This window comes from Lacicoccus kunmingensis DSM 17847 (genome assembly GCF_059568765.1).
This window is the reverse complement of the sequence record NZ_JCANUC010000002.1, coordinates 207,106-233,289: the sequence shown is the minus strand read 5'-3', so window position 1 is coordinate 233,289 and position 26,184 is coordinate 207,106. Positions and strand designations below refer to the sequence as shown.

The window sequence follows — 26,184 nt, the reverse complement described above, 5'->3', positions numbered from 1 at the left end:
TCATATTTTATAGGAGGTCACACCGTGAAGTTCATATCCAACAACAACATTACAGATCCCATGGTAAATTTAGCGATGGAGGAATATGTGTTAAGAGAGATTCCTCCAGATGATTCATACTTTTTATTTTACGTGAATCAGCCATCTATTATCATAGGTAAAAACCAGAATACGATTGAAGAGATAAATGAACCGTATATTCGCGAACACGGTATTAAAGTTGTACGCCGCGTATCCGGCGGCGGTGCTGTCTACCATGATGAAGGCAACCTGAATTTCAGCTTTATCACAGAAGATGACGGAGACAGCTTCCACAATTTTAAACGTTTCACCCAGCCGATTGTCGATGCACTTCAGGAAATGGGTGTCAATGCAGCTCTGTCAGGCAGAAACGATATCGAAGTGGATGGCAAAAAAGTATCAGGCAATGCGATGTTCACCCAAAGAGGCAGAATGTTCTCCCATGGTACAGTGATGCTGGACAGTGATATCGGTGAAGTACAGAATGCATTGAAGGTAAATCCTAAAAAGATTGAATCGAAAGGTATCAAATCGGTCAGTGCAAGAGTCGGAAACATCAATGACTTCCTGGATGAAAAGATTGATATCGAGGAATTCAAACGCCGTATACTGATCAAAATCTTCGGTTCATTGGAAGAGATAGAAGAATACAAACTCACAGACGATGACTGGAAAGAGATTGACAAGCTTTCAGAAGAGAAGTATCAGACATGGGAGTGGAACTACGGCAGAAACCCGAAGTACAACTTCAACGTTTCGCATAAATTTTCTGCAGGCCTGCTTGATCTCAGGTTCGAAGTGAGTAAAGGCAGAATTGAACAGGCGAAAATATTCGGAGATTTCTTCGGAGTCGGGGAAGTCGTGGATATAGAAGAAAAGCTCGAAGGTGTCGAGCACAGCTACGAAGCGATTGATAATGCACTGAAAGATGTGGATATCAGCCACTACCTTGGCAGAATCACAAGAGAAGAGTTTTTAAATCTCGCAGTATAAATAAAATAAGCTGACTTTACTATGTATATATTTACTAAGTAGAGTCAGCTCTTTTTGTATATAAGGTTGTTTTTATTTCGCATCGTCAGTAATCTCTCTTAACAAAGTAGTGTAGGTGTTGAATTTTTCTTCATCTTTTTCTACCAGTGATTCTTCAATCTTTTGCTCGTAAAGTTTGGCATTAAAATCATCAAGAGCTTCTTGAAGCAAGATATCAGCAGAAAGATCGTTAATCGTATTAATGAATACTCTTAACTGGTTAACAGGATAGACTTGTTTACTCATAATATTCGGCCCCCTTAATTTATCTTGTATAAAATTATAAATGCTCGTAAATACATTGTCAAATATGTTTTGAATTATTTGACAATTTAAAGATGTAAAAATACTCCGTTTATTATAAATTACATATATATTAATAATAGTTAACAGAAAAGTTAACATGTGTTATATTATATTTATCAAACATAAAGGGGCAGATTTATGAAACGTCAGCATTTTAATATTAACGATGATACGATGTACATGTTGTCTGTAGAAAACAAGGGATTGACTGAATGCAGGGTGGGGGAAGTGTACGGCAACGGATTTCATTGCCTGACATCACCGAATAAAATTCTCGAAAGAAACTGCAGGCAATATTCACAGAGTTATTCGGCAAGAAAAGAGTTAACGAAAAAATTGACCGGCTTGTCAGCAAAACTACCGGTAATCATCGATTTATTCGGGTCGATCATATTCTTTTGCACGCATTCCGACAGAGTGATGGAAAATAATTGGTTCAATATAAAACATATCCATTCCTACAGAAATTATAATGGGAATACAAGAGTGCGCTTCAATAATAATGAAGAGATTGAAGTGGATATTTCATTTACATCCTTTAACAATCAATATTTAAACGCTTTGAAACTTCATTACAAATTCAACCTGGAAAAAGAAAAATTTGAGTACAGTGAAATGGCCAAGTATAAGACCAGTGCGCCGTCAAGCACTTATATGACGGATATCACGAGTGTAAATGATAAAGTCAGTGATGTATCCTACAAAGCCTATTTACAGTATATAAGCGGCGGCAAGATGAATGATTTGGCTTAGATTACATAATTTAATTATAATAGGGGAAATACAACAAGAGGAGTGATGGGTATGCCGTTTGTAAGAATACAGTTAAAAGAAGGGCGCAGTGCGGAACAGAAAGAAGCACTGGCGAAAGAAATTATCAACACGATGGACAACACCGATTTCGCATCAAAAGACACAGTACGTGTCATTTTTGAAGAAATGAAATCTGAAGATTTTTATTCAGGAAAAGATATGAAGTAAATATGATTATTTCAGAACCCCCAATGACAATGGTTATTGGGGGTTTTACCATCTTAAAAACTATATGCGGAAGGCATTAGATGGTAAAATGAAGTAACAAAAGTAGGGCAAGTATACGTAAAGGGGATGCGTATGATGTCGAATAAAAAAAGTACTGATGAGCAGGAATATATTATTGATAGGTTAACGAGACGTACAAATAAGAAGAGTAGGTCTGAAATTCAGAAAAGAAAAAGAGAGCCATTCAAAAGGAGTGTGGATGATTCGACCACGACTGGGCTTGGCTGCTGGTTCTTTTTAATACTTCCATTTGTATTATCAATATTGATGCTGATTATTTTAATCGGTCTGTTGCAATGAGAAAAATGGTTTCCGTATGGATTATTGTTCATCATATTTAGATTAAAATAAAAAAACTGCAACCCTAAGGTTGCAGTTTTCAGAACGGAGATGGAGAGATTCGAACTCTCGCACCGCACAATGCGATCTATGCCCTTAGCAGGGGCACCTCTTCAGCCACTTGAGTACATCTCCATATGGCTCCACAGGTAGGATTCGAACCTACGACCGATCGGTTAACAGCCGATAGCTCTACCACTGAGCTACTGTGGAATATCATTATTGTTTTTCAACCGAACATTAATCATTGTACCAATTAGGTTTGAAAAATTCAATATAAAAACACAATTTAATTTTATAAATTTACACAATTTAAATATAAAGGAGTGAAAGTTCATGGAAAGTGGAAAATCAGTCGTTAAAACAGGCGTTGGATTCGGTACAGTTTTAGCAATAACAATCTCCTGGAGCCTTCATCAGTCAATATTGTGGGCGATCATCCACGGTCTTTTCAGCTGGCTGTATATTATTTACTATATCTTAACAAGGTAACATTCAGCTGTTAATAATAAATTTCAGCGGTCTCTTTTTATTTTAATTAAGAAACTTATATGATACCATAACTTTTATCCTACTTATTTGGTAGGGATTAAAGGGAGGTATCATTAATGAGTCAGACAGAAGAGGAAAAACCTGAGAAAAAAAAGTTCAAGATGCCCAATGTTATCGTCATCATGTTATTTCTTATATTGGCAGCCTGCTTATTCACTTACATAGTTCCTGCAGGGCAGTTTGACACGAACGAAGACGGTAATCCGATTCCGGGTACTTATGGATCGATAGAACAGGACCCGGTCAACCCCGTAGATGCGTTGAACCTTATACTTGACGGGGGCGTGCAGGCGAGTACGGTCATTGTTCTGTTACTGTTCATGGGCGGTTTCTTTGGAGCAATATTCCAATTAGATTCAATTCCTAATATTATTAACTATCTTGTTTACAAATATAAGAATATCGGTGCGATGGCACTGTCTCTTGGTTTATTCACTTTGATGGGATTCATCGGATTCTTTATCGGTGGAGATATGATGATTGTCTTTGTCACGCTCGGTGTGATTATGTCAAGACAGTTGCGACTCGATCCGATTTCGGCACTTGCGATGACGTTTCTGCCGCTGTTTATGGGCTTTTCAGTCGGACCGTCAGGTATGTCAATGCTGGGCCAGATTTTTGCGAGTGATACACCCCTGTATTCAGGCTATGGCATGAGAACGGTAATATTCATCATTTTCTTAATCATCACCGGCCTGTATGTGGCATGGTATACGAAAAGAGTTGAGAATGATCCAGCCAAAAGCCTCATGAGCAGCAATCAATGGCTGGAAGAACTCGATAATGAAACTGATAACGTAGCGACTGTTCAAGCAGTCAGTGTTTCCTGGCAGGATGTTACAGTACTGATGATCATGATTATTGCCCCGATTATTCTTGCGATAGGCAATACGGTGCTCGGCTGGTCCGAAGTATACGGCAACAGCACTTTCATTACAGTATTCTTCATAGCATTTCTATTAAGTTTCCTGGTCAAGCGAAAAACGGTGGATGAAATGATCTCTTCATTTACAAAAGGGGTTCAGGATATGGTGATTGTGGCAATCGTCATCATATTGGCGACGACAATCAGTGTCATCCTGACAGAAGGACAGATATTGAATACGATCGTCTTTATGATGACGGATCAGTTGGATGATCTGCCGCTTGGCATTTCTGCCATAGTTATTTTTATCATCAATCTTATCTTTAACTTCCTTGTACCTTCAGGCTCTGGTTTAATGGGAGTAATGGTACCGATATTGGAGCCGGTCGCAGATGTACTTGGTCTGACCCAGCAGGTATTGATCAGCGCTATAGGATTTGGCGGCGGACTTGGTAATTTGATTACACCTACGCTCGGGGCGACGGTGGGTGCCATTGCACTGGCAAAGGCGAATTTTGGTTCCTGGTTTAAATTTATGATGCCACTGTTCATATTATGGGTGATTGCCGGTTCGGTCATTTTATATTATCTTGCAAACATCAATTGGGCAGGGTATTGATTCATTTTTAAAATAAACTAAAAAAAGAGGAAGCCGATCTTGTTTTCAAGATTTGCTTCCTCTTTTTGAATATTTAAGGTTTTATCCAACCTTAATATTTCGAATATAATTTATTGTAGTTGAAAATGATTCTATAATAGAAAGTACTCATGTGTACTAATTTTTGGGGGGCCAATAAATTGTAACTGATAATCATTTTCAATTAGAATTATATTCTAAATGAGAATCGTTGTCAATTAAATTCTGACCTTATTTAATAAAAAAATTATTCACTGATTAAAACCCTGTTGCCTGAAGGGTCTTCCGAGAAATATCCTTCTGGAGCGTCTTCGACTTCATAGCCGAGTTCTCTTAGGTTGTTTACTGTTTTTTCAACTGCTTCTGTTGTATGATACTTCATCACGTAGTAATTCAATCCTGTGTTATTTTTATCCGGTCTTGGTGCGCCAACACCGTTCCAGACATTCACAGCAATATGGTGATGGTACTTATCGAAACCTAAAAACGCCGCCTGCGGACCGAATTTTAAAATTAAATCGAGTCCAAGTCCTTCTGTATAGAAATGCACTGCTTCTTCTATACTTGCCACATGCAGGTGGAGGTGCCCCATGACTGTGTCTTCAGGCAGACCGTTAAAAGGCTCACCCGTATAAGTTGCCATAATCTCTTCTACATTCAACGGTTCCGTGACCATATGAATCTGGTTGTCATTCCAGATCCATTCTTCATGAGAGCGGTCGCGGTATACTTCAATGCCGTTGCCGTCCGGATCATCCAAATACAATGCTTCACTGACAGCATGGTCGGATGCACCGAGTCTGATATCTTTAGTAGAAAGATGTTTGATGAAAGCTGCAAGGTCTGAACGTTTCGGCAATAGAAGAGCAAAGTGGTATAGGCCGCTTGTTCTATGCTGATTCATAGGATTGGAAGGTTTGACCAATCTGAGAAGAGTAGTCTTTCCGTCAGCAGAAAGTTCAGCTTCATTGCCGACCTGGGATATTACTTTAAAACCGATGACTTCCTGATAGAAGTCCAAAGATGTTTTTAAGTTACTTACATTTATAGTTACTTCTGATACGTTATTTACTGGTGATTTATGAAAATTCATAATGATTCTCCTTATAAACTTACTATTTGTAATCGAGTATACATTAGCCAACTAATTTAATCAAGTAATAAGTTTATCTTTTAAAAGATAGGCACTTATGATATAATACTTAAAAAGGAAGTGATAGCTATGAGGCAAAAGCAAGGTGAAATGTGCCCTCGGTTTGAAAAAGCTGTTAATATTTTAAGTCAGCGCTGGACTGCGCTTGTCATATATCAAATGTTGGATTCTCCGAAAAGATTTGGTGAAATTCAATCTGCGATTGGAGTCAGTGGCAAAGTGCTTTCAGATAGATTGAAAAATATGGAGCAAGAGGGTTTAATCAAAAGAGATGTGTATCCCGAGACCCCGGTGGTCATCGAATACTCACTGACGAAAAAAGGTGAGTCACTCGAACCAGTATTAAGGGATATAGAAAATTGGTCTGCAGATTGGATTGAACACCCGGATTTCAAAGAAGAGGTTAAGTAACAATCTTAACACTGAACACTCTAAAAAGCTGTAAAAGATAATTTAAAAGCTCTCCCTGAGACAGACACTTTGAAAGTGACTGCTTTGGGGAGAGTATTTTTGTTTCAAAGCGGCATTTAAGGTCCATTAACAAAAAATGTACACGAAATGTTTCGTGTACGCAGTAATAATCGTTTAATTCGTCGCAGTGGTGCTGAAAATTTTTCTGTCTCCACGTTCCAACGGAGCGTTATTCATCATGAATGCTGACAAAAGCAACATTATCAATGAGGCCAGTGCAAGTATAAGGACAAATAACAAGTGGTCCATAATTATGAATTCGAATAATGATGTCAGATCAAGGAAGAAATATGCAGTGATTGCTGCAAGAATCAAAATTCCTCCGAGGCTGAGCGTTCGGATAGTACCAAGATTAAAGTTAATTGTCTGCGCGAACATGCCGATGCCGAATAAAATGATCAGCCACAGAAAGTCGATCCAGAAGTACATTGCAGGACTGGGATTATTCAGTATATCTGCCATGTGGAAAATGAAGCCATTTTGAAATGTCATCCCACTGATCAGATAAAGTGCGTTTAATATGATGGTACATATGATAATAAAAGCCAGTGTTGATAAAAATGATGAGACGATGAATTGTTTTCTGGTACCGCCAAGAGCAAGTATAAAATTGTAACTTTTGAAGAATATGAACGGATAAGCAAGAAATATCGCATAAAATGGTCCGAAGATGATACCAAGCATTTCATTGGAATCCGCTCTGAAACTCAGGAAGAGAAAAAGTGCGAACAGGGCGATTGTCAACCCAATATTAATGTAAAGAGTGATGCCCATTTCTTTAGAAACAATTTTCAAAGGGCCTTTAAGCGAATTCATGATCATTCGACTCCTTTTTAGTTAAATTTACGAGATAATCTTGGAACGGCGCCTTTTCAATAGTGAGTCCGGATGCCTCTGCGCGAGCTTTAAAATCTTCTGTGAACGATTCATCGACCATAACTTTCAACTGTTTACCGAGTTTGCGCTTTTCCAGCACCGTCATATCAACGATGAATGATTGGACTGCATCAGCGGGTCCGCTGATATATACGCCGTTATTTTTGAAAACATCAGTTTCTTCATATTTCATCAAAGTATTGTTGTTGATAATCGCTATCTTTTCACATAATGGCTGAACTTCTTCGATATGATGCGATGAAAGTAAAATTAAACGTGGATGTTCTTCATAGGAATCTAGCAGCACATCATAAAAATGTTTTCTCATATGCGCATCCAGGCCATTTGAAGGCTCATCAAAAATCGTAATGGGAGATTTGCTCGCAAGTCCGATAACAATCGTAATCATCGTTTTCATCCCTTTGGAAAACTTGCGTATTTTCTGGTTTCTCGGCAGCTGGAAAATATCCACCAGCTCGTCAGCGAGCGTCTGATCCCAGTTGCGGTTGAAATCACTCGCGAAATTCATGGCATCATTGACGTCCCACAAATCAGAGTAGGGGTGGTCTTCCTGCATGAAAGATACGTGGTGCATCGCTTCAATATTGTTGTAGGGTGCTACGCCATCGACTTCCACAATGCCGCTCCCGGGCTTCTCCAAGCCTGATAATATTTTCATCAGTGTTGTTTTGCCGGAACCGTTCCGTCCCCAAAGTCCGACGATCACCGGTTCCGTTTCAGTCAAGTTCACATCTTTCAATATGTTCTTATTGTCATAAGCAAAAAATAGATTTTTTATATTAATCATCTTTGTCCTCCTCTATAAATTTAATGACTTCTTCTTTTGACATGCGAAGTCTCTTCGATTCTTCAAGCATCGGTTTGATGAACTGCAGCTGAAAATCTTTTTTTCTTTTCTCTATAAGATTTTGTGTTGCACCTTCAGAGACGAAAATACCGACGCCTCTCTGTTTATATGCGTTTCCATCTTCAATCAGCATCGCCAGGCCTTTTTGGGCTGTTGCCCGGTTGATCTGATAAAATTTTGACAGCTCAGTAGTCGAAGGAATCTGGTCGCCTTCTTCAAGAGCGCCTTCGATTATGTCGTCTTCGATCATTTCATATATCTGTTGGAATATTGGTCTCGATTCATCAAGTACAGTTTTCACAAAATAAACACCGCCTGTCATGATTGGTTGATTAGTTGTGTAATCAACTATACAGTCTGAGGTGTATTTTGTAAATGGTAAAATAAAAAAACCTTGAATGACATTCAAATTGTCATTCAAGGTTTTCTATTCAGACCACATTCCCGCATTGTCATTCTTCGCCTGTTCTTCCGCCTCTTCGAACTGTTCCAGATAACTGGTATTCGGAGGGTTGGCGTAACGTACTGTAGCGAGTCCTTCACGGAGCAACACTTCATTGATCATTTCGCCATCAGCATATACATAGACGAGGAACCTGTCATAGTCATCTGTAGTGGGGCCGACATCGAACTCCACTTCGATCGTGTCTGCCTCTATCAGTAATTCCTCGACCCTGTCTGCTGCTTCCACGGCATACGGTTCGGGAGTGCCGGAGTCTGTATTCACTTCAGGTGTATCGATGATCAGATATCTGAAACTTTCGCTCTGTCCCTCGAAATTGAACCGTGTGGTATCTCCATCAATTAATTGGTTCACGGTCACTTCATGAAACTCCCCAAGCGTATATTCTCCGGAGCCCCCGGTTGAATCTAAATCTTCCCCTGAAAAGAAATAGGTGACGGCGACAAGGACAACGACCAGCAACACGCCCGGCCAGCCGAGTTTTTTGATCATCCTTCTGTTTCGGCGGTTATTCAGCTGATTAAGGTCAAAATTTCGTTTGCGACTCATATAAACATCCTTTATGTATAGTTCGTTTCATATATTATATTATAGTTTTTGAAAATTATACATATCAATTAATATATGAATAAAGCTCTTGACCATAACGTAACGTGATGGACTAAATTATAAATATAGAGGAAGTGAGATCATGAAAACGAAAGAAGTCGCTGATCTTGTCGGCGTGAGTATCAGAACACTGCATCATTATGATGAAATCGGTCTGATCAGCCCGGACAGGCATGAAAATAATGAGTACAGAGTATACACGAGTGATGATCTGGCAAAATTACAGCAGGTGTTATTTTTCAGGAAGCTCGGTTTCAAACTTGCCAATATCCAAAAGATTGTTTCAGATCCGGATTACGATCAAAAAGAAGCGCTTTTAATGCAAAAAAAGATGCTGCTGGAAGAAAAAAGCCGGATTTCAGCAATGGTAAACACAATTGATTTAACAATTCAAAACATGAATGGAGAGATAGAAATGACAAATGAAGATAAATTTAGTGGCATAGATTTCAGCAATAACCCATACGAGCAGGAAGCGAGAGAACGGTGGGGTGATGCGGCAGTTGATGAATCCAATAGAAAAATGAGACAGATGGGCACAGAAGAAGTGGAAACGAAATTCAGGGAAATATTAACAGACCTTGCAGAAATCAGGCATACCGACCCTTCAAGTGAAGAGGCGCAGTCCGAAATCAATAAATGGTTTGTATTTCTGAATGAAATGGGAGAATACTCCCTGGCTGCCTTCAAAAGTCTTGGCGATATGTATGTGGAAGATGAGAGGTTTACAAAAAATATCGATGAATTTGGAGATGGTCTTTCTGAATTCATGCAAAGTGCGATGAACGAATATTATGAACAAAATAAATAACCCCCGAATAAGGGGGTTATTCTGCTTCCTGCATCAGGCTGTGGATTTTTCGGACGGTGTTGACGTTTCTGACTGTCATCTTTTTATAAATTTTTGTGCCGACGATTTTGGAAATTCCGCTTTTAGAAGCATTTACCTTATCTACTGACCAGAGGACGGCGCCGGGTCTGTACATGACATTGTCGATATCAGGTCGGATTTTTAAATTTTCCAGTATGGATTCATCATCGATCTCGTCCCATAAAAACATGACATCGCTCTTCATGTCATTATCATTCTTCCAGTTTTCCGGCAGAAAATGTATGATATTTTCGATCTCATCTTTACTTCTGAGCAGGACTTTTATATCCAGTTCGAAATCTTTAAGAATGACTGCTTCAAGCGTTTCTGCCAATTTGAAAGTATTAGGGTCTTTATTTGTAAAAATGATGTTGCCTGAATTGATATAAGTGACCACGTCCGTCATGCCGGCTGTTTCAAATGACTTTTTAAGAATTTTCATATCGACCTTGTTTCTGCCGCCGATATTGATACCGCGGAGTAAAGCGACATACATCATAGTAACCACTCCCTTGGCCTTATCTTGCTATCTCATACTGCAGCGCAAATGCATCCAGTAATGAACGTGCCTCATCAGTGGACTTTGTGTTCATCAAGTTATTCCTGAGTTCTCCGGCGCCTCTGAATCCTTTGACGTATATTTTGAAGAAGCGGTGAAGTGTAATATATCTTCTTTCTACGATTTCTGAATATTTATCAAAAAGATCAAGGTGCAGACGCAGCAGTTCGAGGTATTCATCACTGGTGTGTTCCTTTTGATCCACTTCGAACGCAAACGGGTTTTTAAATATGCCACGGCCGATCATCACGCCGTCCACACCATATTGTTCAACGAGTTCCAGACCTGTTTTACGGTCGGGGATGTCACCATTGATTGTAAGGAGAGTATCCGGTGCGATTTCATCACGAAGTTTTTTGATTTCCGGGATCAGTTCCCAGTGTGCATCCACTTTACTCATCTCTTTTCTTGTACGGAGGTGGATGGAAAGGTTCGCAATATCCTGTTCCAAAATATGCTTCAGCCAGTCGTGCCATTCATCCACTTTAAGCATGCCGAGACGGGTTTTGACACTGACGGGAAGACCGCCTGCCTTTGCTGCCTGTATCAGTTCGGCCGCCACTTCGGGACGTTGGATCAGACCGCATCCCTTGCCGTTGCCGACCACATTGGCGACCGGACATCCCATGTTGATATCGAGACCCTTGAATCCGGCTTCCGCCATGCCGATGCTCATTTCCCGGAAATGTTCGGGTTTATCTCCCCAAATATGAGCAACAATCGGCTGTTCATCTTCTGTAAAAGACAGCCGGCCGCGTACACTGGCTTTCCCGTCCGGGTGGCAGTAGCTGTCCGAGTTTGTAAACTCTGTAAAATACACATCAGGCGCTGCTGCTTCAGCGACTACATGGCGGAACACCACATCAGTCACATCTTCCATTGGTGCCAGCACGAAAAAAGGGCGGGGCAGATCCTGCCAAAAATTTTCTTTCATAAAATACAATCCTCTCAATGACTTCATATATAACGATATATGAGTCTTAAAATAACATGTATATTATACCAGAATATATCAGAATTAAAAGTAGGTTGAAATATAGTAATTGGATGATAATCGTCACTATTCATTAAGAAGGTGTAAATTTAACATTAAAATATAGTAAAAAATACTTGAAAAGATTCAGGAAAAAGGATAATATAATATTCAGGCGTTAAAACGCTCTAATAATATTGCCGCGGGATGGAGCAGTTCGGTAGCTCGTCGGGCTCATAACCCGGAGGTCGTTGGTTCGAATCCAACTCCCGCAATTTTTTTATTTGAAGTGGTCCCGTGGTGTAGCGGTTAACATGCCTGCCTGTCACGCAGGAGATCGCGGGTTCAATTCCCGTCGGGACCGCCATTTGTTTTAATTACATATGCAGGTCCAGTAGCTCAGTCGGTAGAGCAAAGGATTGAAAATCCTTGTGTCGGCGGTTCGATTCCGTCCTGGACCATTTAGCACCTTTATGGCGGTTGTGGTGAAGTGGTTAACACACCGGATTGTGGTTCCGGCATGCGTGGGTTCGAACCCCATCAGCCGCCCTTTATATTTTGATGCGGGTGTAGTTAAATGGTATAACCTCAGCCTTCCAAGCTGATGTTGTCGGTTCGATTCCGATCACCCGCTTTTACTTATTATTCCACAGTAGCTCAGTGGTAGAGCTATCGGCTGTTAACCGATCGGTCGTAGGTTCGAATCCTACCTGTGGAGCTTCTGGCCCGTTGGTCAAGCGGTTAAGACACCGCCCTTTCACGGCGGTAACACGGGTTCGAGTCCCGTACGGGTCATAATTAGAAGTGTACTCATTGCACTTCTATTTTTATTGTGGACAGTTGGCCGAGCGGCTTAAGGCGCACGCCTGGAACGCGTGTAAACGGTTTTCCCGTTTCTAGGGTTCAAATCCCTAACTGTCCGTTACTTAATACCCTTGTCAAACTTCGGTTTGACAAGGGTATTTTTTATTTGGCTGAAAAACGATGGAGTGAATAAACACAAGTCATCCGTTTGTTCCGTATCAGATGTGTGGTGAAGAAGGGGGAGGGGGTGTCAATTTTTCAGGTGGCTTACTTAAAGGACATGGAGATTTTGAAACAATTGATTTTATTGCCTTTTAAATATTTCAAAGAATGATCGATTTAAGATGACTGGGAATGAGTTTTGGAATATGTGTAAAAATTTAATGAAAAATCTGAAGTAATGGAAGAATAGTAAGCCGATTATTTAATTATCAGGTGAGTCCCTGGTGATTTTTTTATGTACTTGGACATTTTTTGAGTTAAAAGTCAATTTTTATTTATTTCATTATAATTAAATAATATATTTCAAAAGTTTCAAAAGGTGAAATTAACCATAAACCTTGATGTAACGACAATGACAGTGGTTTGACCACTGATTATTAGGACCAAGTCTTAGTATTAGGTGTGAAATTTAAATTTTAAAAATATTGAATTATTTGAAATGAAATCGTTTACATTTAAGAAATGTGGTGTTACATTTATTAATGTGAAAAGGAGGAAAACAAAGGGATGTTTATAATTAGAAAATTTTATTAAATGTCGGGAGATTGGGATATGGAGATTATTTCATACAGAGATTTAAAAAATATTGTTAAAAACGGAGATGTTATTGCTGTTGCTGCCTTATCCACCGGCAATCTGCCGATGGAAATATTAAAGCACCTGGCGGAACAGCATGATGAAGACGGGACGCCTGATGATCTGACTTTTATCGTTTCAAATGATATCAGTGACTTTGATGACGGTTTCGATTTCGATTCTTTTGTATCAAGGGGTATGGTGAAAAGAATCATTTCCAGTTTAATTATAGCGTCACCGTTTACAATCGAAGCGATCAAGAATAATGAGATTGAGGGTTATTTTCTGCCTCAGGGCGTTATTGCGACACATTACAGACATCATTCATCATCTTTGCCGGGAATGATTTCCAAAATCGGATTAAACACGGTTGTGGATCCGAGACATTCAGGCGGTAAAATGAACGATGTCACTGAGGAGGATCTGGTTTCATTGCTTGAAATTAATGATGAAGAATATCTTCATTATAATTTTCCCGCCATTGATGTGACGTTGTTAAGAGGTACTTATGCGGATGAGAAAGGGAATATTTTTATGACCCATGAATCTCATCTCGGTGAAGGGTTCAGTGCTGCTTCGGCTGCGCGGCAGAACAACGGCAAAGTCATCGTGCAGGTCAAAGAGGTCATTGAAAGCGGAAGATATAATCCGAATGAGGTCTTTATACCGGGGGAGCTTGTCGACTATGTCGTTGTAAATAAAAATCCGAAATATCATAAACAGGTCATTCAGACTTATTATGATCCGGCTCTGTCCGGCCACCACAGAATTGTAAAATCGAAAGAGAAATATTTGGACTTCAGTGCCAGAAAAATCATATTAAGACGTTCATCGCAGTTTTTAAAAAAGGGGGATGCTGTCAGCGTCGGCTACGGCATCAATAATGAACTGAGCAATGTCTTAAGAGAAGAACGTGCTGATGATCTTGTCAGATTGAATATCGATACGGGAATTTTCGGCGGTATGATCGGCAGCGGGAATCACTTCGGCATGAATTACAATCTTGATGCCAGAATGCGGCATGATATGACATGGGACTTTATTTTTAATGGTGGTCTGGATATTGCGTTTCTGAGTTTTGCTGAAATCGACGGTTCGGGCAATGTCAACGTATCGAAGTTCGGGGACAGAATGAATGGCAGCGGTGGATTTATAGATATCAGTCAGACGATTAAAACATTGATATTTTCAGGGACGATGGTCGTGGGGGCGAAGTCGGCCTGTGAAAATAATGAATTGCAGATTGAAGAAGAGGGGTTTTCGAAGAAGTTTGTAGATCATGTTAAAAGTCTGGACTTTAATGCTGCTCATTCCAGAGAACTTGGACAGACCGTCTATTATGTTACGGAACGCGCAGTCTTCCAGCTGACTGATGAAGGTTTGGAAATGATTGAAATCGCACCGGGGCTTGAGTTGGAACGTGATGTTCTGTCACAGATGGATTTCAAGCCTGTCATATCTGAAAATCTGAAAGTCATCGACAAAGGCATTTTTCATGAAACATGGGGGAAACTTGCACAATCGATCAAAGAATAATTATTAACAAAGGGGAAGATTCAAATGAATTATGATTGGATTAAAACAAGATCGGATTACGATGAAGTGAAAGCAGCGGTCATTGACCCTCAGAAGGGGACTGAGTGGTCATATCAGGAGATGAATATTCGTGCGGAAAACCTGGCGAATCATTTGAAGGATCAGGGCATCAAACGTGGTGACGTTGTCGGGATTTTTGCGCCGAACGACGTAGCGATATTCGATCTACTGTTTGCATCATTTAAAATGGGTGTTGTATTTTTGCCGATCAACTGGCGCTTAAAGCCTATGGAAATCCAGAGCATCATCGAAGATTCCGGTGTGAAGATGATTTTCTATTCACTGCGACATAAAGAGAGTCTGACAGGTACACCTGAAGAACTGCTGCACATGGATATCGATTCAGCGGAATATGATGAAATATGCAGCCCGGAAAATCACCGCCCGTTTGAAACGGCTGATGTCGAAAGCGACGATCTGGCATCTCTGATGTATACGAGCGGGACGACGGGACTGCCTAAAGGGGTCATGTTCACATATGAATCATATGTTTCGAACGTCATCAATGCAGCACTGACATATAAAACAAACGCCAACCAGACGTCTATCATTTCGACACCGATGTTCCATGTCCTCGGCCTGAACGATACTGCACTGCCGCTCATTATGTCAGGCGGGACGCTCGTTCTTCACAGATACTTCGACGGCGCTGAAATTAATAATCTGATGGCGAAATTCAAACCGGATTACTTAATCATGATTCCGACGATGTTTTACGGCATGCTTGCTGCGGAGAATTTCAATCCGAAAAACTTCGAGAATATCGAATATCTGATACAGGGCGGATCGGCACCGCTGCCGGCTGTCCAGAAGAAATTTGAAAGCATGGGGCTTACGCTGATCAATGGTTACGGCCTGACAGAAGCACCGCTTGCGATGGTCAATACACCGCACAATTCAAAAGTGAAGCCGATGACAATCGGAAAGCCGATCATGTACGTTGATATGAAACTGTTCAACGATGACGGCAGTGAAACAGAAGACGGAGAAATCGGTGAACTTGGGGTTAAAGGTAAAAACGTCACGGCAGGGTACTGGAACAAACCGGAAATGACTGCCAAATCATTCCGCGACGGTTATTTCTTAACCGGAGACCTTGCAAAAAAAGATGGAGAAGGGGACATCTTTATCGTCAACCGTAAAAAAGAGCTGATCATTACCGGCGGAGAAAACGTACTGCCTTCTGAAGTTGAAGCTGCACTTTCAGAACATCCAATAGTAAGAACAGCGATTGTCGTCGGTTATGACAACCCTGAATACGGGGAATCTGTATCTGCTGCGATTGTTCTTGCTGAAGAAACTGAGAACTACGAAGAGATTCTGGATGCACATATAAGAGAAAGAGTGGCGGGATATAAAATTCCAAGACTTTATCTTGAGATGAAAGATATTCCATTAAACTCTACGGCGAAGCCGGACAGGATGGAAATCCAGAGAATGATGAATGAAAAAGCTAAAGAAAAAGAAATGAATTAATGAAATTTCTAAACATGATTGTAAGCGTTATCATAAATGCGGAGGGGACATTATGACTGAAAAAGATAAAGTATTGAAAGAATTATATCCGGAAGATCTGTTGAATGTATCAAAAGAATTAACTGAAGGGGAAGTTGAATTTTTAAAACAGCTGGATGATCTGCTGGAAACAAAGTACCGTGATTCAATCAACGACCACTGGGTGAATGCCACAGTGCCGGAAGACTTTTTTGATGATATGGGGAAGCTGAACTATTTCAGAAACCCATTGTTGTTTGAAGGACGTGAAGGGGCGAAAACACCGAGCCAGCTGTTCCAGTTCTTCATGTCATATACTGTGGCACGATTCGACGTGTCTTTAGTTACTGTACTCGGTGTGCACCAGGGCCTCGGCCATAATGCATTTCTGTTCGGCGGTTCGAAAGAACAGGTAGCACATTATATACCGAAGCTGCAGTCGCATGAACTGAGAACATGTTTTGCACTGACTGAGCCGGAGCATGGTTCTGACGTCGCAGGCGGGCTGGAAACAACCGCAAAACGTGACGGTGATCAGTGGATCATCAACGGGACGAAAAAATGGATCGGTGGTGCCAATGTATCGGATGTGATTCCTTTATTTGCCGTAGATGTGGATACGGGAAAACCGAAAGGATTTATCATCCGGCCGGAGCAGGACGGCGTGGATATCGATGTGATTGAAAATAAGATCGCACTCAGGATCATACCGAATACGAATATCCATTTGAAAGATGTTGCCGTAAAGGAAGAAGACCGTCTGAAGAATATTAACAGCTTCAAAGATATTGCGAAGATTCTTTACTCTACACGTGCAGGCGTTGCTTACATGGCGACTGGTGCCATGGCGGGTGCACTGCGTGCAACGCTTGATTATGTCACACAGCGCAAGCAGTTCGGTAAAGAAATCAGCAAATATCAGCTGATTCAGGAAAAACTCGCAATGATGCAGGGAAACCTGTCGCATGCGATGACGTTATCGGCACAGCTGGCACGCATGCAGGAGAACGGTGAATATGATGAAGTCGCAACATCGACGGCGAAAATGATGAATGCTCTCAGACTGCGTGAGTCCGTATCGATGGGACGCGGCATCACCGGAGGAAACGGTATTCTTGCGGAGTATGATATTGCGAGATTCTTCTCCGATGCTGAAGCGGTCTACACTTATGAAGGTACGCATGAAATCAATGCGCTCGTCATCGGACGTGCATTGACCGGAGATTCTGCATTCCTATAGTACACGACCGGCATTCAGCATGACAGATAATATAATTTGGAGGGTTTTTCATGACGATAAGAAAAGCAACTGTGCTTGGCGCAGGCGTTATGGGCAGTCAAATTGCTGCCCTGCTCGTTAACGCAGGTTTAAAAGTGAGATTACTGGATATAGCGATAGATGAAAAAGATCCGAATAAGATTTCAAGAAAATCTTATGAGATGATTACTGATAAAAAACGACCGCAGCTGTTTGATTTGGATTTTGCACCGAATCTGACATACGGCAACTTCGAAGAGGATCTAAAGGAGCAGGATGATGCAGATATATACATCGAAGCGGTAAAAGAAGAACTGGATATTAAACACAGCGTGTGGAATAAAGTGAAGGCAGTCGCAAAGGACGATGCATTATTTGCGACAAACACGTCGGGTATTCCAATCGAATACATCTCTAAAGTGTTCAGCGATGATGAACGTCAGAGATTTTTCGGAATGCATTTCTTCAACCCGCCGCGTATTATGAAGCTGGTTGAAATCATCCCGCTTAAGGATACGGATGAAGCGGTTGTGAATGCTGCTCAGGACTTTGCTGAAGAGAAGCTCGGTAAAGGAGTGGTCGTTGCGAACGATGTACCCGGGTTTGTCGCAAACCGTGTCGGCACACAGACGATGAATGAAGTGATGTACAGAGCTGAAAAAGAGGGACTGTCAATTACTGAAACGGATGCATTGACCGGCCGCAGTATCGGACGACCGAGCCTTGGCACGTACGGACTGGTCGATCTGGTCGGCCTCGATATTGCAGTGACAGTGGCAAAAGGACTGCAGCAGGTACCGGACGAGAAAGAATTTTTCCACGATACAAAGCTTGCTGAAAAACTGATGGAAAACGGTGCTTTGGGCAGAAAGACCAAACAGGGATTTTATAAGAAAGAAAAGAAAGGCATCCTAGTCTTTGACCCCGAAACCAACGAATATGTCGAGCAGTCACAGCCGGCATTTGAAATTCTTAGTAAATTCGGCAAAGATTTAAAAGCGAATATGGATATCATTTTTAATGCCGATGATAAAGCAGGATTATTCATGTGGAAAACGTTGAGAAACAACTTCTATTATTCCGCGTTGAATGTACCGAAAGCTGCATCTGATTATAAAGATATAGATCGTGCAGTCGTCTGGGGCTTCAACTGGAAAAAAGGTCCGTTCCAGCTGTGGGACATGATGGGCTTCGAACGTGTAAAAGAACGTATGAAAGAAGAGCTTGGTGAACTTCCGGAGTGGATAGAAGACCGCCGTGGGCCTTTTTATGATTCTGATGAGTCACTGGAGCGCGTGACGCCTGTCAAAGAATTTATCGACAGTGAAATCTGGAATCGTGAAGATTCTAATTTATCTGTGGCAAATAAAGACCAGCTGCTCCTGAAGCTGCAGAGTCAGAATAATATTATTTCCGACGGCTTTGCGAAGGATCTGATTGAAGCGGTTGATCTGCTGGAAACTGAAGATTATTCAAGCATGGTTTTGTATGCGGACGGCAGAAACTTCAGTGTCGGTGCGAACCTGTATATGATGAAAAAAGCGCATGAAATGAAAAAGGTGGATGACCTGGTCGGCCCGGCAATCGATCAGCTACATGAAAGTTTCAACAGAATGAAGTACGCATTAAAGCCGATTGTCACTGCTGTGCAGGGGAAAGCCCTCGGCGGCGGATGTGAACTCATCCTTCATTCGCCATTTGTTGTTGCGGCGAGTGAAACATACACCGGTATGGTTGAAGCGGGTGTCGGCCTCTTACCAAGCGGCGGCGGACTTGCTGAAATGTCAGACCGTATATTAAGTACGACGCATAAACATGATGATAAGCAGAAGTCCATGACAGAAGTGCTGACCAATATCGGTATGGCAAAAGTTTCGACGAATGCCTATGAAGCAAAGCGATACGGTTATTTACGCGATACCGATTCAATCATTCTGAATATGGAGAAGCGGGTGGAAGCCGCGTTAAATAAAGCGCGCCTTGAATCTGAAATGAACTATATTCCAAAACCGAAAGGCAAGTACATTGCTCTTGGCAGTGACTTTAAAGCACTGGCCCAGGGAACGCTTGATGCTCAGCGTCTCGGTAACTTTATCAGTGACCATGATTACGATATTACGTTGAAAATTGCAGAAGTATTATCGGGCGGAGATCTGCCGCGTAACACATATGTCAATCAGAGGTATTTGCAAAAGCTTGAAAGAGAAAGGTTTTTAGAGCTGTTGCAGACAGAGAAGACATACGAAAGAATCAGTTACATGCTTGACACAGGCAAGCCGCTACGCAATTAAAATGAATGCACGAACATAGAAAGGATGAAGTTAAATGCAGGATGCATATATAGTAGCATACGGACGTTCCGCTGCCGGACGGGCAAAAGGCGGCGCAATGTTCCACGACAGACCGGACGAGGTGGCAGCGCAGGTGCTTAAAGGTGTACTGGATCGTGTTGACGGTAAATTCAGTCCGAATATTGTAGAAGATGTGATCGTCGGAAACTCATTTCCAGAAGGGTTGCAGGGGCAGAACATCGCTCGTTCAATCGCACTTTTGGCAGGTATGCCGGATGAAGTGCCGGGACAGACGGTCAACCGTTATTGTTCCTCGGGACTTCAGACGATTGCACTCGCAGCAAACCAGATTAAGGCAGAACAGGCCGATGTTCTGGTTGCAGGCGGTGTTGAACTGATGAGTGCTGTGCCGATGGGCGGTAATGAGCCGACAAACAGCCCTGTACTGCAGGATAAAGACTCGGGTGTATCTTATCCGATGGGTCTGACGGCTGAAATGGTCGCTGAAGAGTTTGAAGTTTCGAGAGAAAACCAGGACGCTTATGCGGTACAAAGTCATCAGCGAGCCAAGGCAGCACTTGAAGCAGGCAGATTTGAGGATGAAATCATACCGGTGGATGTAAATGACGTATCATATAATGAACAGGGACCGGTAGTGACGAAAAAGCAATTTAAAACAGATGAACACATCCGACCGGATACAAATATGGAAGGGCTGGCGAAGCTGAAAACAGTCTTCAAGGCTGACGGTACAGTGACGGCAGGGACTTCAGCACCGCTGACGGATGGTGCAGGATTTGTTGTTGTAATGTCGGGGGATAAGGTTAAAGAACTCGGTGTCACACCGATCGCCCGCTTTGTCGGATTTAAAGCGGTCGGTGTTGATCCAAAAATTATGGGAATCGGCCCGGCATATGCGATACCGGAAGTGCTGGAACAATCCGGTTTAACCGTCGATGATATGGATCTGATCGAACTGAATGAAGCATTCGCTTCACAGACAGTCGCGTCAATCAGAAAAGCAGGTCTCGATATTGAGAAGACGAATGTGAACGGGGGAGCCATATCACTCGGCCATCCACTCGGAGCATCAGGTGCAATGCTGACTGCAAGGCTGCTTTCAGAAATGAAGCGGAGACCGGATTCCAAATACGGCATGGTGACGATGTGTATCGGTGTCGGTATGGGTGCAGCAGGAATATTTGAGTATGTAAGATAAGAAGTGAAATTTTAGAATATATATGTGATTCATTTCAACCCATAGCCTGAGTGGCTATGGGTTTTTAAGTATGAGCGACCCGGGTCCGACCCGGAGCAGCAATCATATAAACCATCATTCAAGTTCTTTTATTTTCTTGATTTCTTCTTTCAGTTTTTCTACTTGTAGCAAAGCATTATCATCATTTTTGACATCTAAAGGTCTGCTGCCTTTTCCGATGGCCTCACCTTTATAATTCAGCCGGATATACTCACATATCATTTTAAACTGGTTGATCAGTGGCAATGTGACTTCTTTCAACGGTTCATCGTTGGCTGCAGTAATGACATAGAGATCCTTATCTGCAATCCGTTCTTTGAAATTCCAACGCTCATCATCTTTGTACTGGCTCCAGCGGTCAAAAAATATTTTTAACTGAGCTGACATGCCGAACCAATATAACGGAGTGACAAAAATGTATATATCATGGTCCAAAAATTTTTCCAATATCTGTTGTTATCGGAATTTAACCTGTACAGTTCACAATGGCGTATTATGGTCTATTTAAAAAATTACGGTCCGCATACGATCAGTGAAATTGCCGGGTACAACAGTGTGGAGAAGCCGACCATCACGCGTTTGGTCATGAAATTGATTGATATAGGGTTTCTTAAAAGCACACCGGGTGAAGACAGACTGGTGCGTATTATAAATATTACTGAAGAAGGGCAGCAGGTTTATGAGAAAATCAGGGATAAGACGGATATATTTTATGAGTATGCACTGCAGGAAATAAAGTCAGAAGAAATTGAAGAGTTGACTGGGCTGATGCAGAAAATATCCCTCCGAATAAAAGAATATAAAGGAAGATAATAATCAATTGAGTAATAGTAATTATAAAGAAAAATTTTGGACCAAAGATTTTATAAGTACATCTATCGTAAATCTCGCACTGACATTGTCCATGTACCTATTACTTGTGACAATGGCGATTTATGCGATGAATGAATATGATGCTTCGATGAGTATGGCAGGGTTTGTTGCCAGTATATTTGTCATCGGCGCACTGGTGGGCAGAATATACGCGGGTAAGCATGTTGCCTATACCGGAGGCAAAAAAATGCTTCTGATCGGTGCAACTTTAGTTTTTATCGTCACGTTTTTATATTTTCTGCCGCTCGGTCTTTATGGACTGATAATTATCCGTTTTCTGCACGGTGTGATGATAGGGGTGGCGACTACAGCGACAGGTACAATAGTTGCCCAGGTCATTCCGGCAAGCCGGAGTGGTGAAGGCATCGGCTACTTCAGCATGTCGGTAGTCATGGCCACGGCAATCGGGCCATTGATTGGTGTCATGCTTATAACGAATATCGGTTTCACAAGCGTATTTGTATTCTCATTTGTCATGTCTGCGATCAGTCTGCTGCTGAGCCTGACGCTCAGACCGCCGAAAGTGAAAAAATCGGAGAAACCTAAAAATGCATCTTTCAGCTTGTCAGACTACTATGAAAAACGTGCGTTACCGGTTTCAACCATCATGTTTGTCATGGCATTTGCATATTCGAGCATACTCTCATTTGTGACGGGATATGCTCAGGAAATCAATCTGGTTCAGGCAGGAAGTCTGTTCTTCCTGGTGTACGGTGTCACCGTTCTATTATCCCGACCGATTACAGGACCACTGATGGATAAAAAGGGCGCAAATGTTGTCATATATCCGGCAATTATTTCATTTGCGTTCGGGATGATTGTCATCAGCCAGGCATATGCCGGCATTGTTCTTTTGATTGCAGCGGCGTTGCTCGGTCTGGGCTACGGTAATATACAGTCTATTATCCAGGCGCTGGCCATTAAGATGACACCACGTGAAAATATGGGGCTTGCAAACTCTACGTATTTTATCGCATTGGATCTGGGTCTCGGACTGGGGCCGCTTTTGCTCGGTTATCTCATACCGATATCCGGTTACAGAGGCATGTATCTGCTGCTTGTCATCGTCATTTTAGCAGGCATGGTGTTATATCACTTCATGCACGGCAGGGTCGATAAGAAATTGATAGACAGTTAAATATTATGATTCCGCCGGTTTAAAATTATTATCCGGCGGGGCTTTCAGATTTGGAAGTAATCTGCTATAATATAAAAGTATGTTCTGAAATACATATTTTTAATTGCCGACATAGTTTAATGGTAGAACGCAGCCATGGTAAGGCTGAAATGCGAGTTCGATTCTCGCTGTCGGCTCTTTGAAACAGCTCTGAATTAATATTCAGAGCTGTTTTTTTGCATTTTAATATTGAAATTCAATCATTATTTATTGATTATCGATAAATAATAGAATATAATTTAAAAATAAAAATATGAGGTGAAATTTATGAAGAGACGATCAACATTATTTTTAAAATTTGCGGTAATCATTATCGGATTACCGGTGATTTCGATTTGTTTGGCATTGATTCCAATGATAATAAGAAATGTCAGTGATGGTATTGAAGGATGGGATTTCCTGATGCTCGGGGTGTTCTCAGTTCTGTATTTAACAGCAATTCCGTTTTATATGGCATTGTTTCAGGCGTTCAAATTGCTAAGTTTTATCGATGCCAATACAGCTTTCTCTGAGCGCTCTGTCGGTGCATTGAAAAAGATAAAACGTTGTGCAATGGCCATTACAGTATTATATATTTTGAATCTGCCCTTAATGTATGTTTTTGCTGAACTGGATGATGCACCGGGAGTCATTCTTGTCGGCATGGTGTTCATATTTGCACCTCTGGTCATTACTGTTTTTGCAGCACTGCTTGAAAGGCTGCTGCAGGAAGTGATCAGTATAAAAACGGAAAATGATCTTACAGTGTGAGGTGTAATACATGGCGATTATTATAAATATTGATGTTATATTGGCAAAAAGGAAAATGAGTGTGACCGAGCTGTCGGATAAAGTCGGTATTACTATGGCGAACCTTTCGATATTAAAAAACGGCAAGGCGAAGGCCATACGCTTTTCTACTCTGGAAGGCATATGCAAAGCATTGGACTGTCAGCCGGGCGATATTATGGAGTATGAAAAAGATTCTGAAGAAAATTAAATTTGAATATAGAGATGATAAAGCGGTGACTCATTAGTCACCGCTTTATTTCAAATACAGACAGGTCAAGATTCCAATTCAGCAGTCTTAGCGATAAACTGCTGCTTTGCACCTTCTATTGTATCTTCTCTTATCGAAATGACAACGGCGGCAAGCAGTAATATAAAGCTCACGACATGTATGATCCAGTAGGGCATGAAGTCATAAAGTATTCCGTATAATAAAGTGCCCAGCGGCTGAATACTCATCGCAAAAATGCTGATGACAGAAAATACACGGCCCTTGATGTTCTGTGGTGTAATGACCTGCATATAGGTGAGGAAAGGAACATTGATCACCTGGACAAGTACTGCAATACTGAATCCCATAGCTGCGAAGAATATCATCATAGCGAGCTGTGGCATATCGACATAGATAGGCAATAGATATAGTAAAAACATTAGAGATAACAGCTGAAGTCCGGCTTTCATTACTCTGATCGGACTGTTTATCTGTTTGATTGTGCCGAGCACAGCCCCTGCAACAAGGGCACCGACGCCGTCGAATGCATTGATGACACCGACAGCTTCAGGATTGAAACCGAGTTCCACAATCATCACTTTTTCAGGATAGATCGCAAGCAGGGCGGTAAAGAAATTGATGATGGCAGCCATGATGAATACCCTTTTCAATATAGTTGAATCCCATATATAGACGAAACCTTTTGAAATATCTTTCTTGAATTTTGCTGTTTTTGACAAGGCCGCTTCACCCAACTCATCTTCTGACTCATAGTTTTTCTCATCATAATACAGTTTGAATTTGACGAAGAAGTCGAGTACTGCTGAAATGAAGTAGGCGATGAAGAACACCAGAATCATCACATAGAAATCGAATAACCCGAAAAGCACACCGCCAATCGCAGGGCCTAGAATGACAGCAGAAGACATGATGGAGGAAGTGTAGCCCATTACTTTCTGAATTCTGTCTGCATGGAACATTTCAGTCATCACTGCCTGGAAAGCATTCGAGATGAACGGGTTGATGAATGAAGTCAAAACTGTCGTCATATAGATGGCAATCAGATTGAACCCATAGAAATATGAATAGACCAAAAGTCCCCCGATAATGATGGTCATCATAATCTCTCCGGAAATGATCAAAGTCCTTTTATCCCATACGTCGCTCAACCACCCGGAGAAGGGAAGGAGCAGCAGGGATACAAGTGTCATTAATGCAAGGTTGATTGAAAAATAAAAAGCAGAACCCGTTGTATACAGAATAGAGTATGAAACTGCGAACATATAAACAATATTCCCCAGATTGGTCATGAGCCGGCTGAGAAGATAAATAATGAAATTCAACTTTTCAGTATAAGGCACCTCTTTGTTCAATAACATGAAAATTTCCTCCGTGTTTCTACTTTAAAAGTAGATTTTAATTACTTCGTATTTCCGTCTCTTTGGAAGAGCTTGATCCCAATGACAAACTCTTCAACATTCTGAACATCTTTTCCATTCGTCTTTTTGACCCATTTGGCAATCAGATCACGGAATTCATCCAGTAATTCCTGCTGGTCTTCTTCTTTCAGCAAAAGTGCCGCGCTGAGGGAGCCTTTTGACTCTGCTTTTGAACCCGACTGGAGCTCCGGGTATACTTCGTGATCACTGCTGAATGTCGTCGCTCTGGCCAGATAATATTTTTGAACGACACCGCCGACTTGTTTTTCTTCGACCAGTTCTATAAGGTCACCTTCATACAGCTTTTTCATGTGGTAGTGGACATTTCCGGGTGACTCGTTGATTTCAACAGCAACCTGCTTTGAAGTTTTCGGGACGTTTTCAATCGCTGCGATGATCTTTATTCTAAGCGCGCTTCCTAGTAATTTTGCCTGTTCTACTGATATTGGCAGGGACTTGTTCTCGTTTTTTGACATTGACTGTTTCTCCTCTTTTTCCGACCTGTTTAAACAGTACGAACTGTTATTATTAGTCGAACTAATAAATTAGATTGTATTTATAGTATACATCAGGATTGTAAA

Annotated in this window: 28 protein-coding genes and 11 tRNA genes; 26 read left to right on the top strand and 13 right to left on the bottom strand. The window is 41.4% G+C overall.

Annotated elements, in window-relative coordinates:
- Positions 1 to 24: 24 nt before the first annotated feature.
- The gene (gene lplA / locus BO48_RS03735) at positions 25 to 1,014 is read left to right on the top strand and encodes a lipoate--protein ligase (protein WP_496366093.1); all 990 of its coding nucleotides are present in this window, start codon (positions 25 to 27) and stop codon (positions 1,012 to 1,014) included.
- A 72-nt stretch (positions 1,015 to 1,086) separates the two neighbouring features.
- On the opposite strand, the gene BO48_RS03730 is transcribed toward lplA, so the two are convergent.
- Positions 1,087 to 1,299 (bottom strand): hypothetical protein, encoded by a 213-nt coding sequence (locus BO48_RS03730; RefSeq protein WP_496366092.1) that lies wholly within the window; start codon positions 1,297 to 1,299, stop codon positions 1,087 to 1,089.
- 198 nt (positions 1,300 to 1,497) lie between these two features.
- Between BO48_RS03730 and BO48_RS03725 the strand changes: the two genes are divergently transcribed.
- From BO48_RS03725 to BO48_RS03715, 3 genes are all read left to right on the top strand, one after another.
- Positions 1,498 to 2,112 (top strand): competence protein ComK, encoded by a 615-nt coding sequence (locus tag BO48_RS03725; protein WP_496366091.1) that lies wholly within the window; start codon positions 1,498 to 1,500, stop codon positions 2,110 to 2,112.
- 51 nt (positions 2,113 to 2,163) lie between these two features.
- Complete coding sequence (locus BO48_RS03720) at positions 2,164 to 2,340, top strand: tautomerase family protein (protein ID WP_496366090.1); 177 nt, start codon at positions 2,164 to 2,166, stop codon at positions 2,338 to 2,340.
- A gap of 135 nt (positions 2,341 to 2,475) precedes the next feature.
- A complete protein-coding gene (locus tag BO48_RS03715) occupies positions 2,476 to 2,700 on the top strand; it encodes a hypothetical protein (RefSeq protein ID WP_496366089.1) in 225 nt (74 codons plus the stop codon).
- A gap of 85 nt (positions 2,701 to 2,785) precedes the next feature.
- Here the strand turns inward: BO48_RS03715 and BO48_RS03710 are convergent.
- Positions 2,786 to 2,874 (bottom strand) — tRNA-Ser (locus BO48_RS03710).
- Between the two features lie 3 nt (positions 2,875 to 2,877).
- Positions 2,878 to 2,952, bottom strand: a tRNA-Asn gene (locus tag BO48_RS03705).
- 123 nt (positions 2,953 to 3,075) lie between these two features.
- Here BO48_RS03705 and BO48_RS03700 point away from each other — a divergent pair.
- Positions 3,076 to 3,231, top strand: coding sequence for a hypothetical protein (locus tag BO48_RS03700; RefSeq protein ID WP_197272174.1), 156 nt, complete (start codon positions 3,076 to 3,078; stop codon positions 3,229 to 3,231).
- Between the two features lie 116 nt (positions 3,232 to 3,347).
- A complete protein-coding gene (locus BO48_RS03695; protein ID WP_496366088.1) occupies positions 3,348 to 4,775 on the top strand; it encodes a Na+/H+ antiporter NhaC family protein in 1,428 nt (475 codons plus the stop codon).
- 265 nt (positions 4,776 to 5,040) lie between these two features.
- On the opposite strand, the gene BO48_RS03690 is transcribed toward BO48_RS03695, so the two are convergent.
- Complete coding sequence (locus BO48_RS03690) at positions 5,041 to 5,886, bottom strand: VOC family protein (protein ID WP_496366087.1); 846 nt, start codon at positions 5,884 to 5,886, stop codon at positions 5,041 to 5,043.
- 129 nt (positions 5,887 to 6,015) lie between these two features.
- On the opposite strand from BO48_RS03690, the gene BO48_RS03685 reads away from it, so the two are divergent.
- Positions 6,016 to 6,357 (top strand): winged helix-turn-helix transcriptional regulator, encoded by a 342-nt coding sequence (locus BO48_RS03685; RefSeq protein WP_496366085.1) that lies wholly within the window; start codon positions 6,016 to 6,018, stop codon positions 6,355 to 6,357.
- 174 nt (positions 6,358 to 6,531) lie between these two features.
- On the opposite strand, the gene BO48_RS03680 is transcribed toward BO48_RS03685, so the two are convergent.
- The 4 genes from BO48_RS03680 to BO48_RS03665 all read right to left on the bottom strand — a co-directional run bounded on the left by BO48_RS03680 (position 6,532) and on the right by BO48_RS03665 (position 9,173).
- Positions 6,532 to 7,233 carry a hypothetical protein gene (locus tag BO48_RS03680; RefSeq protein WP_496366084.1) on the bottom strand — a complete coding sequence of 234 codons (702 nt, stop codon included), beginning with the start codon at positions 7,231 to 7,233 and terminating at the stop codon, positions 6,532 to 6,534.
- The gene (locus tag BO48_RS03675; protein WP_496366083.1) at positions 7,220 to 8,101 is read right to left on the bottom strand and encodes an ATP-binding cassette domain-containing protein; all 882 of its coding nucleotides are present in this window, start codon (positions 8,099 to 8,101) and stop codon (positions 7,220 to 7,222) included. The genes BO48_RS03680 and BO48_RS03675 overlap by 14 nt, the downstream gene beginning before the upstream one ends.
- Positions 8,094 to 8,462 carry a GntR family transcriptional regulator gene (locus BO48_RS03670; RefSeq protein ID WP_496366082.1) on the bottom strand — a complete coding sequence of 123 codons (369 nt, stop codon included), beginning with the start codon at positions 8,460 to 8,462 and terminating at the stop codon, positions 8,094 to 8,096. Before BO48_RS03670 ends, BO48_RS03675 begins: the two co-directional genes overlap by 8 nt.
- Before the next feature lie 126 nt (positions 8,463 to 8,588).
- Complete coding sequence (locus BO48_RS03665) at positions 8,589 to 9,173, bottom strand: thermonuclease family protein (RefSeq protein WP_496366081.1); 585 nt, start codon at positions 9,171 to 9,173, stop codon at positions 8,589 to 8,591.
- Between the two features lie 142 nt (positions 9,174 to 9,315).
- On the opposite strand from BO48_RS03665, the gene BO48_RS03660 reads away from it, so the two are divergent.
- Entirely contained in the window at positions 9,316 to 10,044 is a 729-nt protein-coding gene (locus tag BO48_RS03660; protein ID WP_496366080.1) for a MerR family transcriptional regulator, read from the top strand.
- Between the two features lie 16 nt (positions 10,045 to 10,060).
- Here BO48_RS03660 and BO48_RS03655 read toward each other — a convergent pair whose 3' ends face one another.
- Together BO48_RS03655 and BO48_RS03650 are read right to left on the bottom strand one after the other, a co-directional pair.
- Entirely contained in the window at positions 10,061 to 10,603 is a 543-nt protein-coding gene (locus BO48_RS03655) for a DUF1697 domain-containing protein (protein WP_496366079.1), read from the bottom strand.
- A 19-nt stretch (positions 10,604 to 10,622) separates the two neighbouring features.
- Positions 10,623 to 11,597: a tRNA dihydrouridine synthase gene (locus BO48_RS03650; RefSeq protein WP_496366078.1), complete on the bottom strand. Its 975-nt coding sequence runs from the start codon at positions 11,595 to 11,597 to the stop codon at positions 10,623 to 10,625.
- 240 nt (positions 11,598 to 11,837) lie between these two features.
- Here BO48_RS03650 and BO48_RS03645 point away from each other — a divergent pair.
- The 13 genes from BO48_RS03645 (at position 11,838) to BO48_RS03585 (ending at position 21,096) form a co-directional block, all read left to right on the top strand.
- A tRNA-Met gene (locus BO48_RS03645) sits at positions 11,838 to 11,911 on the top strand.
- Between the two features lie 16 nt (positions 11,912 to 11,927).
- Positions 11,928 to 12,003, top strand: a tRNA-Asp gene (locus BO48_RS03640).
- Positions 12,004 to 12,024: 21 nt separating this feature from the next.
- Positions 12,025 to 12,097, top strand: a tRNA-Phe gene (locus BO48_RS03635).
- A gap of 15 nt (positions 12,098 to 12,112) precedes the next feature.
- Positions 12,113 to 12,185 (top strand) — tRNA-His (locus BO48_RS03630).
- A gap of 14 nt (positions 12,186 to 12,199) precedes the next feature.
- Positions 12,200 to 12,270: transfer RNA gene (locus BO48_RS03625), tRNA-Gly, on the top strand.
- 12 nt (positions 12,271 to 12,282) lie between these two features.
- Positions 12,283 to 12,354, top strand: a tRNA-Asn gene (locus BO48_RS03620).
- A 5-nt stretch (positions 12,355 to 12,359) separates the two neighbouring features.
- Positions 12,360 to 12,431 (top strand) — tRNA-Glu (locus BO48_RS03615).
- Between the two features lie 39 nt (positions 12,432 to 12,470).
- Positions 12,471 to 12,558 (top strand) — tRNA-Ser (locus BO48_RS03610).
- A 656-nt stretch (positions 12,559 to 13,214) separates the two neighbouring features.
- Positions 13,215 to 14,774, top strand: a complete 1,560-nt coding sequence (fadX, locus tag BO48_RS03605; RefSeq protein ID WP_496366077.1) for a fatty acid degradation protein FadX — start codon at positions 13,215 to 13,217, stop codon at positions 14,772 to 14,774.
- Positions 14,775 to 14,798: 24 nt separating this feature from the next.
- Entirely contained in the window at positions 14,799 to 16,310 is a 1,512-nt protein-coding gene (gene fadD, locus BO48_RS03600; protein WP_496366075.1) for a long-chain-fatty-acid--CoA ligase FadD, read from the top strand.
- A gap of 52 nt (positions 16,311 to 16,362) precedes the next feature.
- Positions 16,363 to 17,568, top strand: coding sequence for an acyl-CoA dehydrogenase FadE (gene fadE / locus BO48_RS03595; protein ID WP_496366074.1), 1,206 nt, complete (start codon positions 16,363 to 16,365; stop codon positions 17,566 to 17,568).
- 50 nt (positions 17,569 to 17,618) lie between these two features.
- Entirely contained in the window at positions 17,619 to 19,877 is a 2,259-nt protein-coding gene (gene fadB / locus BO48_RS03590) for a 3-hydroxyacyl-CoA dehydrogenase/crotonase FadB (RefSeq protein WP_496366072.1), read from the top strand.
- Between the two features lie 34 nt (positions 19,878 to 19,911).
- Positions 19,912 to 21,096, top strand: coding sequence for a thiolase family protein (locus tag BO48_RS03585; protein ID WP_496366070.1), 1,185 nt, complete (start codon positions 19,912 to 19,914; stop codon positions 21,094 to 21,096).
- A gap of 114 nt (positions 21,097 to 21,210) precedes the next feature.
- On the opposite strand, the gene BO48_RS03580 is transcribed toward BO48_RS03585, so the two are convergent.
- Positions 21,211 to 21,582, bottom strand: coding sequence for a flavodoxin family protein (locus BO48_RS03580; protein ID WP_496366069.1), 372 nt, complete (start codon positions 21,580 to 21,582; stop codon positions 21,211 to 21,213).
- Between BO48_RS03580 and BO48_RS03575 the strand changes: the two genes are divergently transcribed.
- The 5 genes from BO48_RS03575 (at position 21,562) to BO48_RS03555 (ending at position 24,164) form a co-directional block, all read left to right on the top strand.
- Positions 21,562 to 21,948, top strand: coding sequence for a MarR family winged helix-turn-helix transcriptional regulator (locus tag BO48_RS03575; RefSeq protein ID WP_496366068.1), 387 nt, complete (start codon positions 21,562 to 21,564; stop codon positions 21,946 to 21,948). The genes BO48_RS03580 and BO48_RS03575 overlap by 21 nt on opposite strands.
- 7 nt (positions 21,949 to 21,955) lie before the next feature.
- Complete coding sequence (locus BO48_RS03570; RefSeq protein WP_496366067.1) at positions 21,956 to 23,146, top strand: MFS transporter; 1,191 nt, start codon at positions 21,956 to 21,958, stop codon at positions 23,144 to 23,146.
- 105 nt (positions 23,147 to 23,251) lie between these two features.
- Positions 23,252 to 23,322 (top strand) — tRNA-Thr (locus BO48_RS03565).
- A 130-nt stretch (positions 23,323 to 23,452) separates the two neighbouring features.
- A complete protein-coding gene (locus BO48_RS03560; RefSeq protein WP_496366066.1) occupies positions 23,453 to 23,935 on the top strand; it encodes a DUF2975 domain-containing protein in 483 nt (160 codons plus the stop codon).
- A 10-nt stretch (positions 23,936 to 23,945) separates the two neighbouring features.
- Positions 23,946 to 24,164 (top strand): helix-turn-helix domain-containing protein, encoded by a 219-nt coding sequence (locus BO48_RS03555; protein WP_496366065.1) that lies wholly within the window; start codon positions 23,946 to 23,948, stop codon positions 24,162 to 24,164.
- 65 nt (positions 24,165 to 24,229) lie between these two features.
- Here the strand turns inward: BO48_RS03555 and BO48_RS03550 are convergent, their stop codons facing one another.
- Both BO48_RS03550 and BO48_RS03545 read right to left on the bottom strand, forming a co-directional pair.
- Positions 24,230 to 25,543 carry an MFS transporter gene (locus tag BO48_RS03550; protein WP_496366064.1) on the bottom strand — a complete coding sequence of 438 codons (1,314 nt, stop codon included), beginning with the start codon at positions 25,541 to 25,543 and terminating at the stop codon, positions 24,230 to 24,232.
- A gap of 41 nt (positions 25,544 to 25,584) precedes the next feature.
- The gene (locus BO48_RS03545) at positions 25,585 to 26,079 is read right to left on the bottom strand and encodes a helix-turn-helix domain-containing protein (RefSeq protein ID WP_496366063.1); all 495 of its coding nucleotides are present in this window, start codon (positions 26,077 to 26,079) and stop codon (positions 25,585 to 25,587) included.
- Between the last annotated feature and the right edge of the window lie 105 nt (positions 26,080 to 26,184).

Coding starts and splice junctions, on each gene's coding strand:
- BO48_RS03730 (WP_496366092.1), bottom strand. CDS start 1,299: ATGAGTAAACAAGTCTATCCTGTTAACCAGTTAAGAGTATTCATTAAT.
- BO48_RS03725 (WP_496366091.1), top strand. CDS start 1,498: ATGAAACGTCAGCATTTTAATATTAACGATGATACGATGTACATGTTG.
- BO48_RS03720 (WP_496366090.1), top strand. CDS start 2,164: ATGCCGTTTGTAAGAATACAGTTAAAAGAAGGGCGCAGTGCGGAACAG.
- BO48_RS03715 (WP_496366089.1), top strand. CDS start 2,476: ATGTCGAATAAAAAAAGTACTGATGAGCAGGAATATATTATTGATAGG.
- BO48_RS03700 (WP_197272174.1), top strand. CDS start 3,076: ATGGAAAGTGGAAAATCAGTCGTTAAAACAGGCGTTGGATTCGGTACA.
- BO48_RS03695 (WP_496366088.1), top strand. CDS start 3,348: ATGAGTCAGACAGAAGAGGAAAAACCTGAGAAAAAAAAGTTCAAGATG.
- BO48_RS03690 (WP_496366087.1), bottom strand. CDS start 5,886: ATGAATTTTCATAAATCACCAGTAAATAACGTATCAGAAGTAACTATA.
- BO48_RS03685 (WP_496366085.1), top strand. CDS start 6,016: ATGAGGCAAAAGCAAGGTGAAATGTGCCCTCGGTTTGAAAAAGCTGTT.
- BO48_RS03680 (WP_496366084.1), bottom strand. CDS start 7,233: ATGAATTCGCTTAAAGGCCCTTTGAAAATTGTTTCTAAAGAAATGGGC.
- BO48_RS03675 (WP_496366083.1), bottom strand. CDS start 8,101: ATGATTAATATAAAAAATCTATTTTTTGCTTATGACAATAAGAACATA.
- BO48_RS03665 (WP_496366081.1), bottom strand. CDS start 9,173: ATGAGTCGCAAACGAAATTTTGACCTTAATCAGCTGAATAACCGCCGA.
- BO48_RS03660 (WP_496366080.1), top strand. CDS start 9,316: ATGAAAACGAAAGAAGTCGCTGATCTTGTCGGCGTGAGTATCAGAACA.
- BO48_RS03655 (WP_496366079.1), bottom strand. CDS start 10,603: ATGATGTATGTCGCTTTACTCCGCGGTATCAATATCGGCGGCAGAAAC.
- BO48_RS03650 (WP_496366078.1), bottom strand. CDS start 11,597: ATGAAAGAAAATTTTTGGCAGGATCTGCCCCGCCCTTTTTTCGTGCTG.
- fadX (WP_496366077.1), top strand. CDS start 13,215: ATGGAGATTATTTCATACAGAGATTTAAAAAATATTGTTAAAAACGGA.
- fadD (WP_496366075.1), top strand. CDS start 14,799: ATGAATTATGATTGGATTAAAACAAGATCGGATTACGATGAAGTGAAA.
- fadE (WP_496366074.1), top strand. CDS start 16,363: ATGACTGAAAAAGATAAAGTATTGAAAGAATTATATCCGGAAGATCTG.
- fadB (WP_496366072.1), top strand. CDS start 17,619: ATGACGATAAGAAAAGCAACTGTGCTTGGCGCAGGCGTTATGGGCAGT.
- BO48_RS03585 (WP_496366070.1), top strand. CDS start 19,912: ATGCAGGATGCATATATAGTAGCATACGGACGTTCCGCTGCCGGACGG.
- BO48_RS03575 (WP_496366068.1), top strand. CDS start 21,562: ATGGTCCAAAAATTTTTCCAATATCTGTTGTTATCGGAATTTAACCTG.
- BO48_RS03560 (WP_496366066.1), top strand. CDS start 23,453: ATGAAGAGACGATCAACATTATTTTTAAAATTTGCGGTAATCATTATC.
- BO48_RS03555 (WP_496366065.1), top strand. CDS start 23,946: ATGGCGATTATTATAAATATTGATGTTATATTGGCAAAAAGGAAAATG.
- BO48_RS03550 (WP_496366064.1), bottom strand. CDS start 25,543: ATGTTATTGAACAAAGAGGTGCCTTATACTGAAAAGTTGAATTTCATT.
- BO48_RS03545 (WP_496366063.1), bottom strand. CDS start 26,079: ATGTCAAAAAACGAGAACAAGTCCCTGCCAATATCAGTAGAACAGGCA.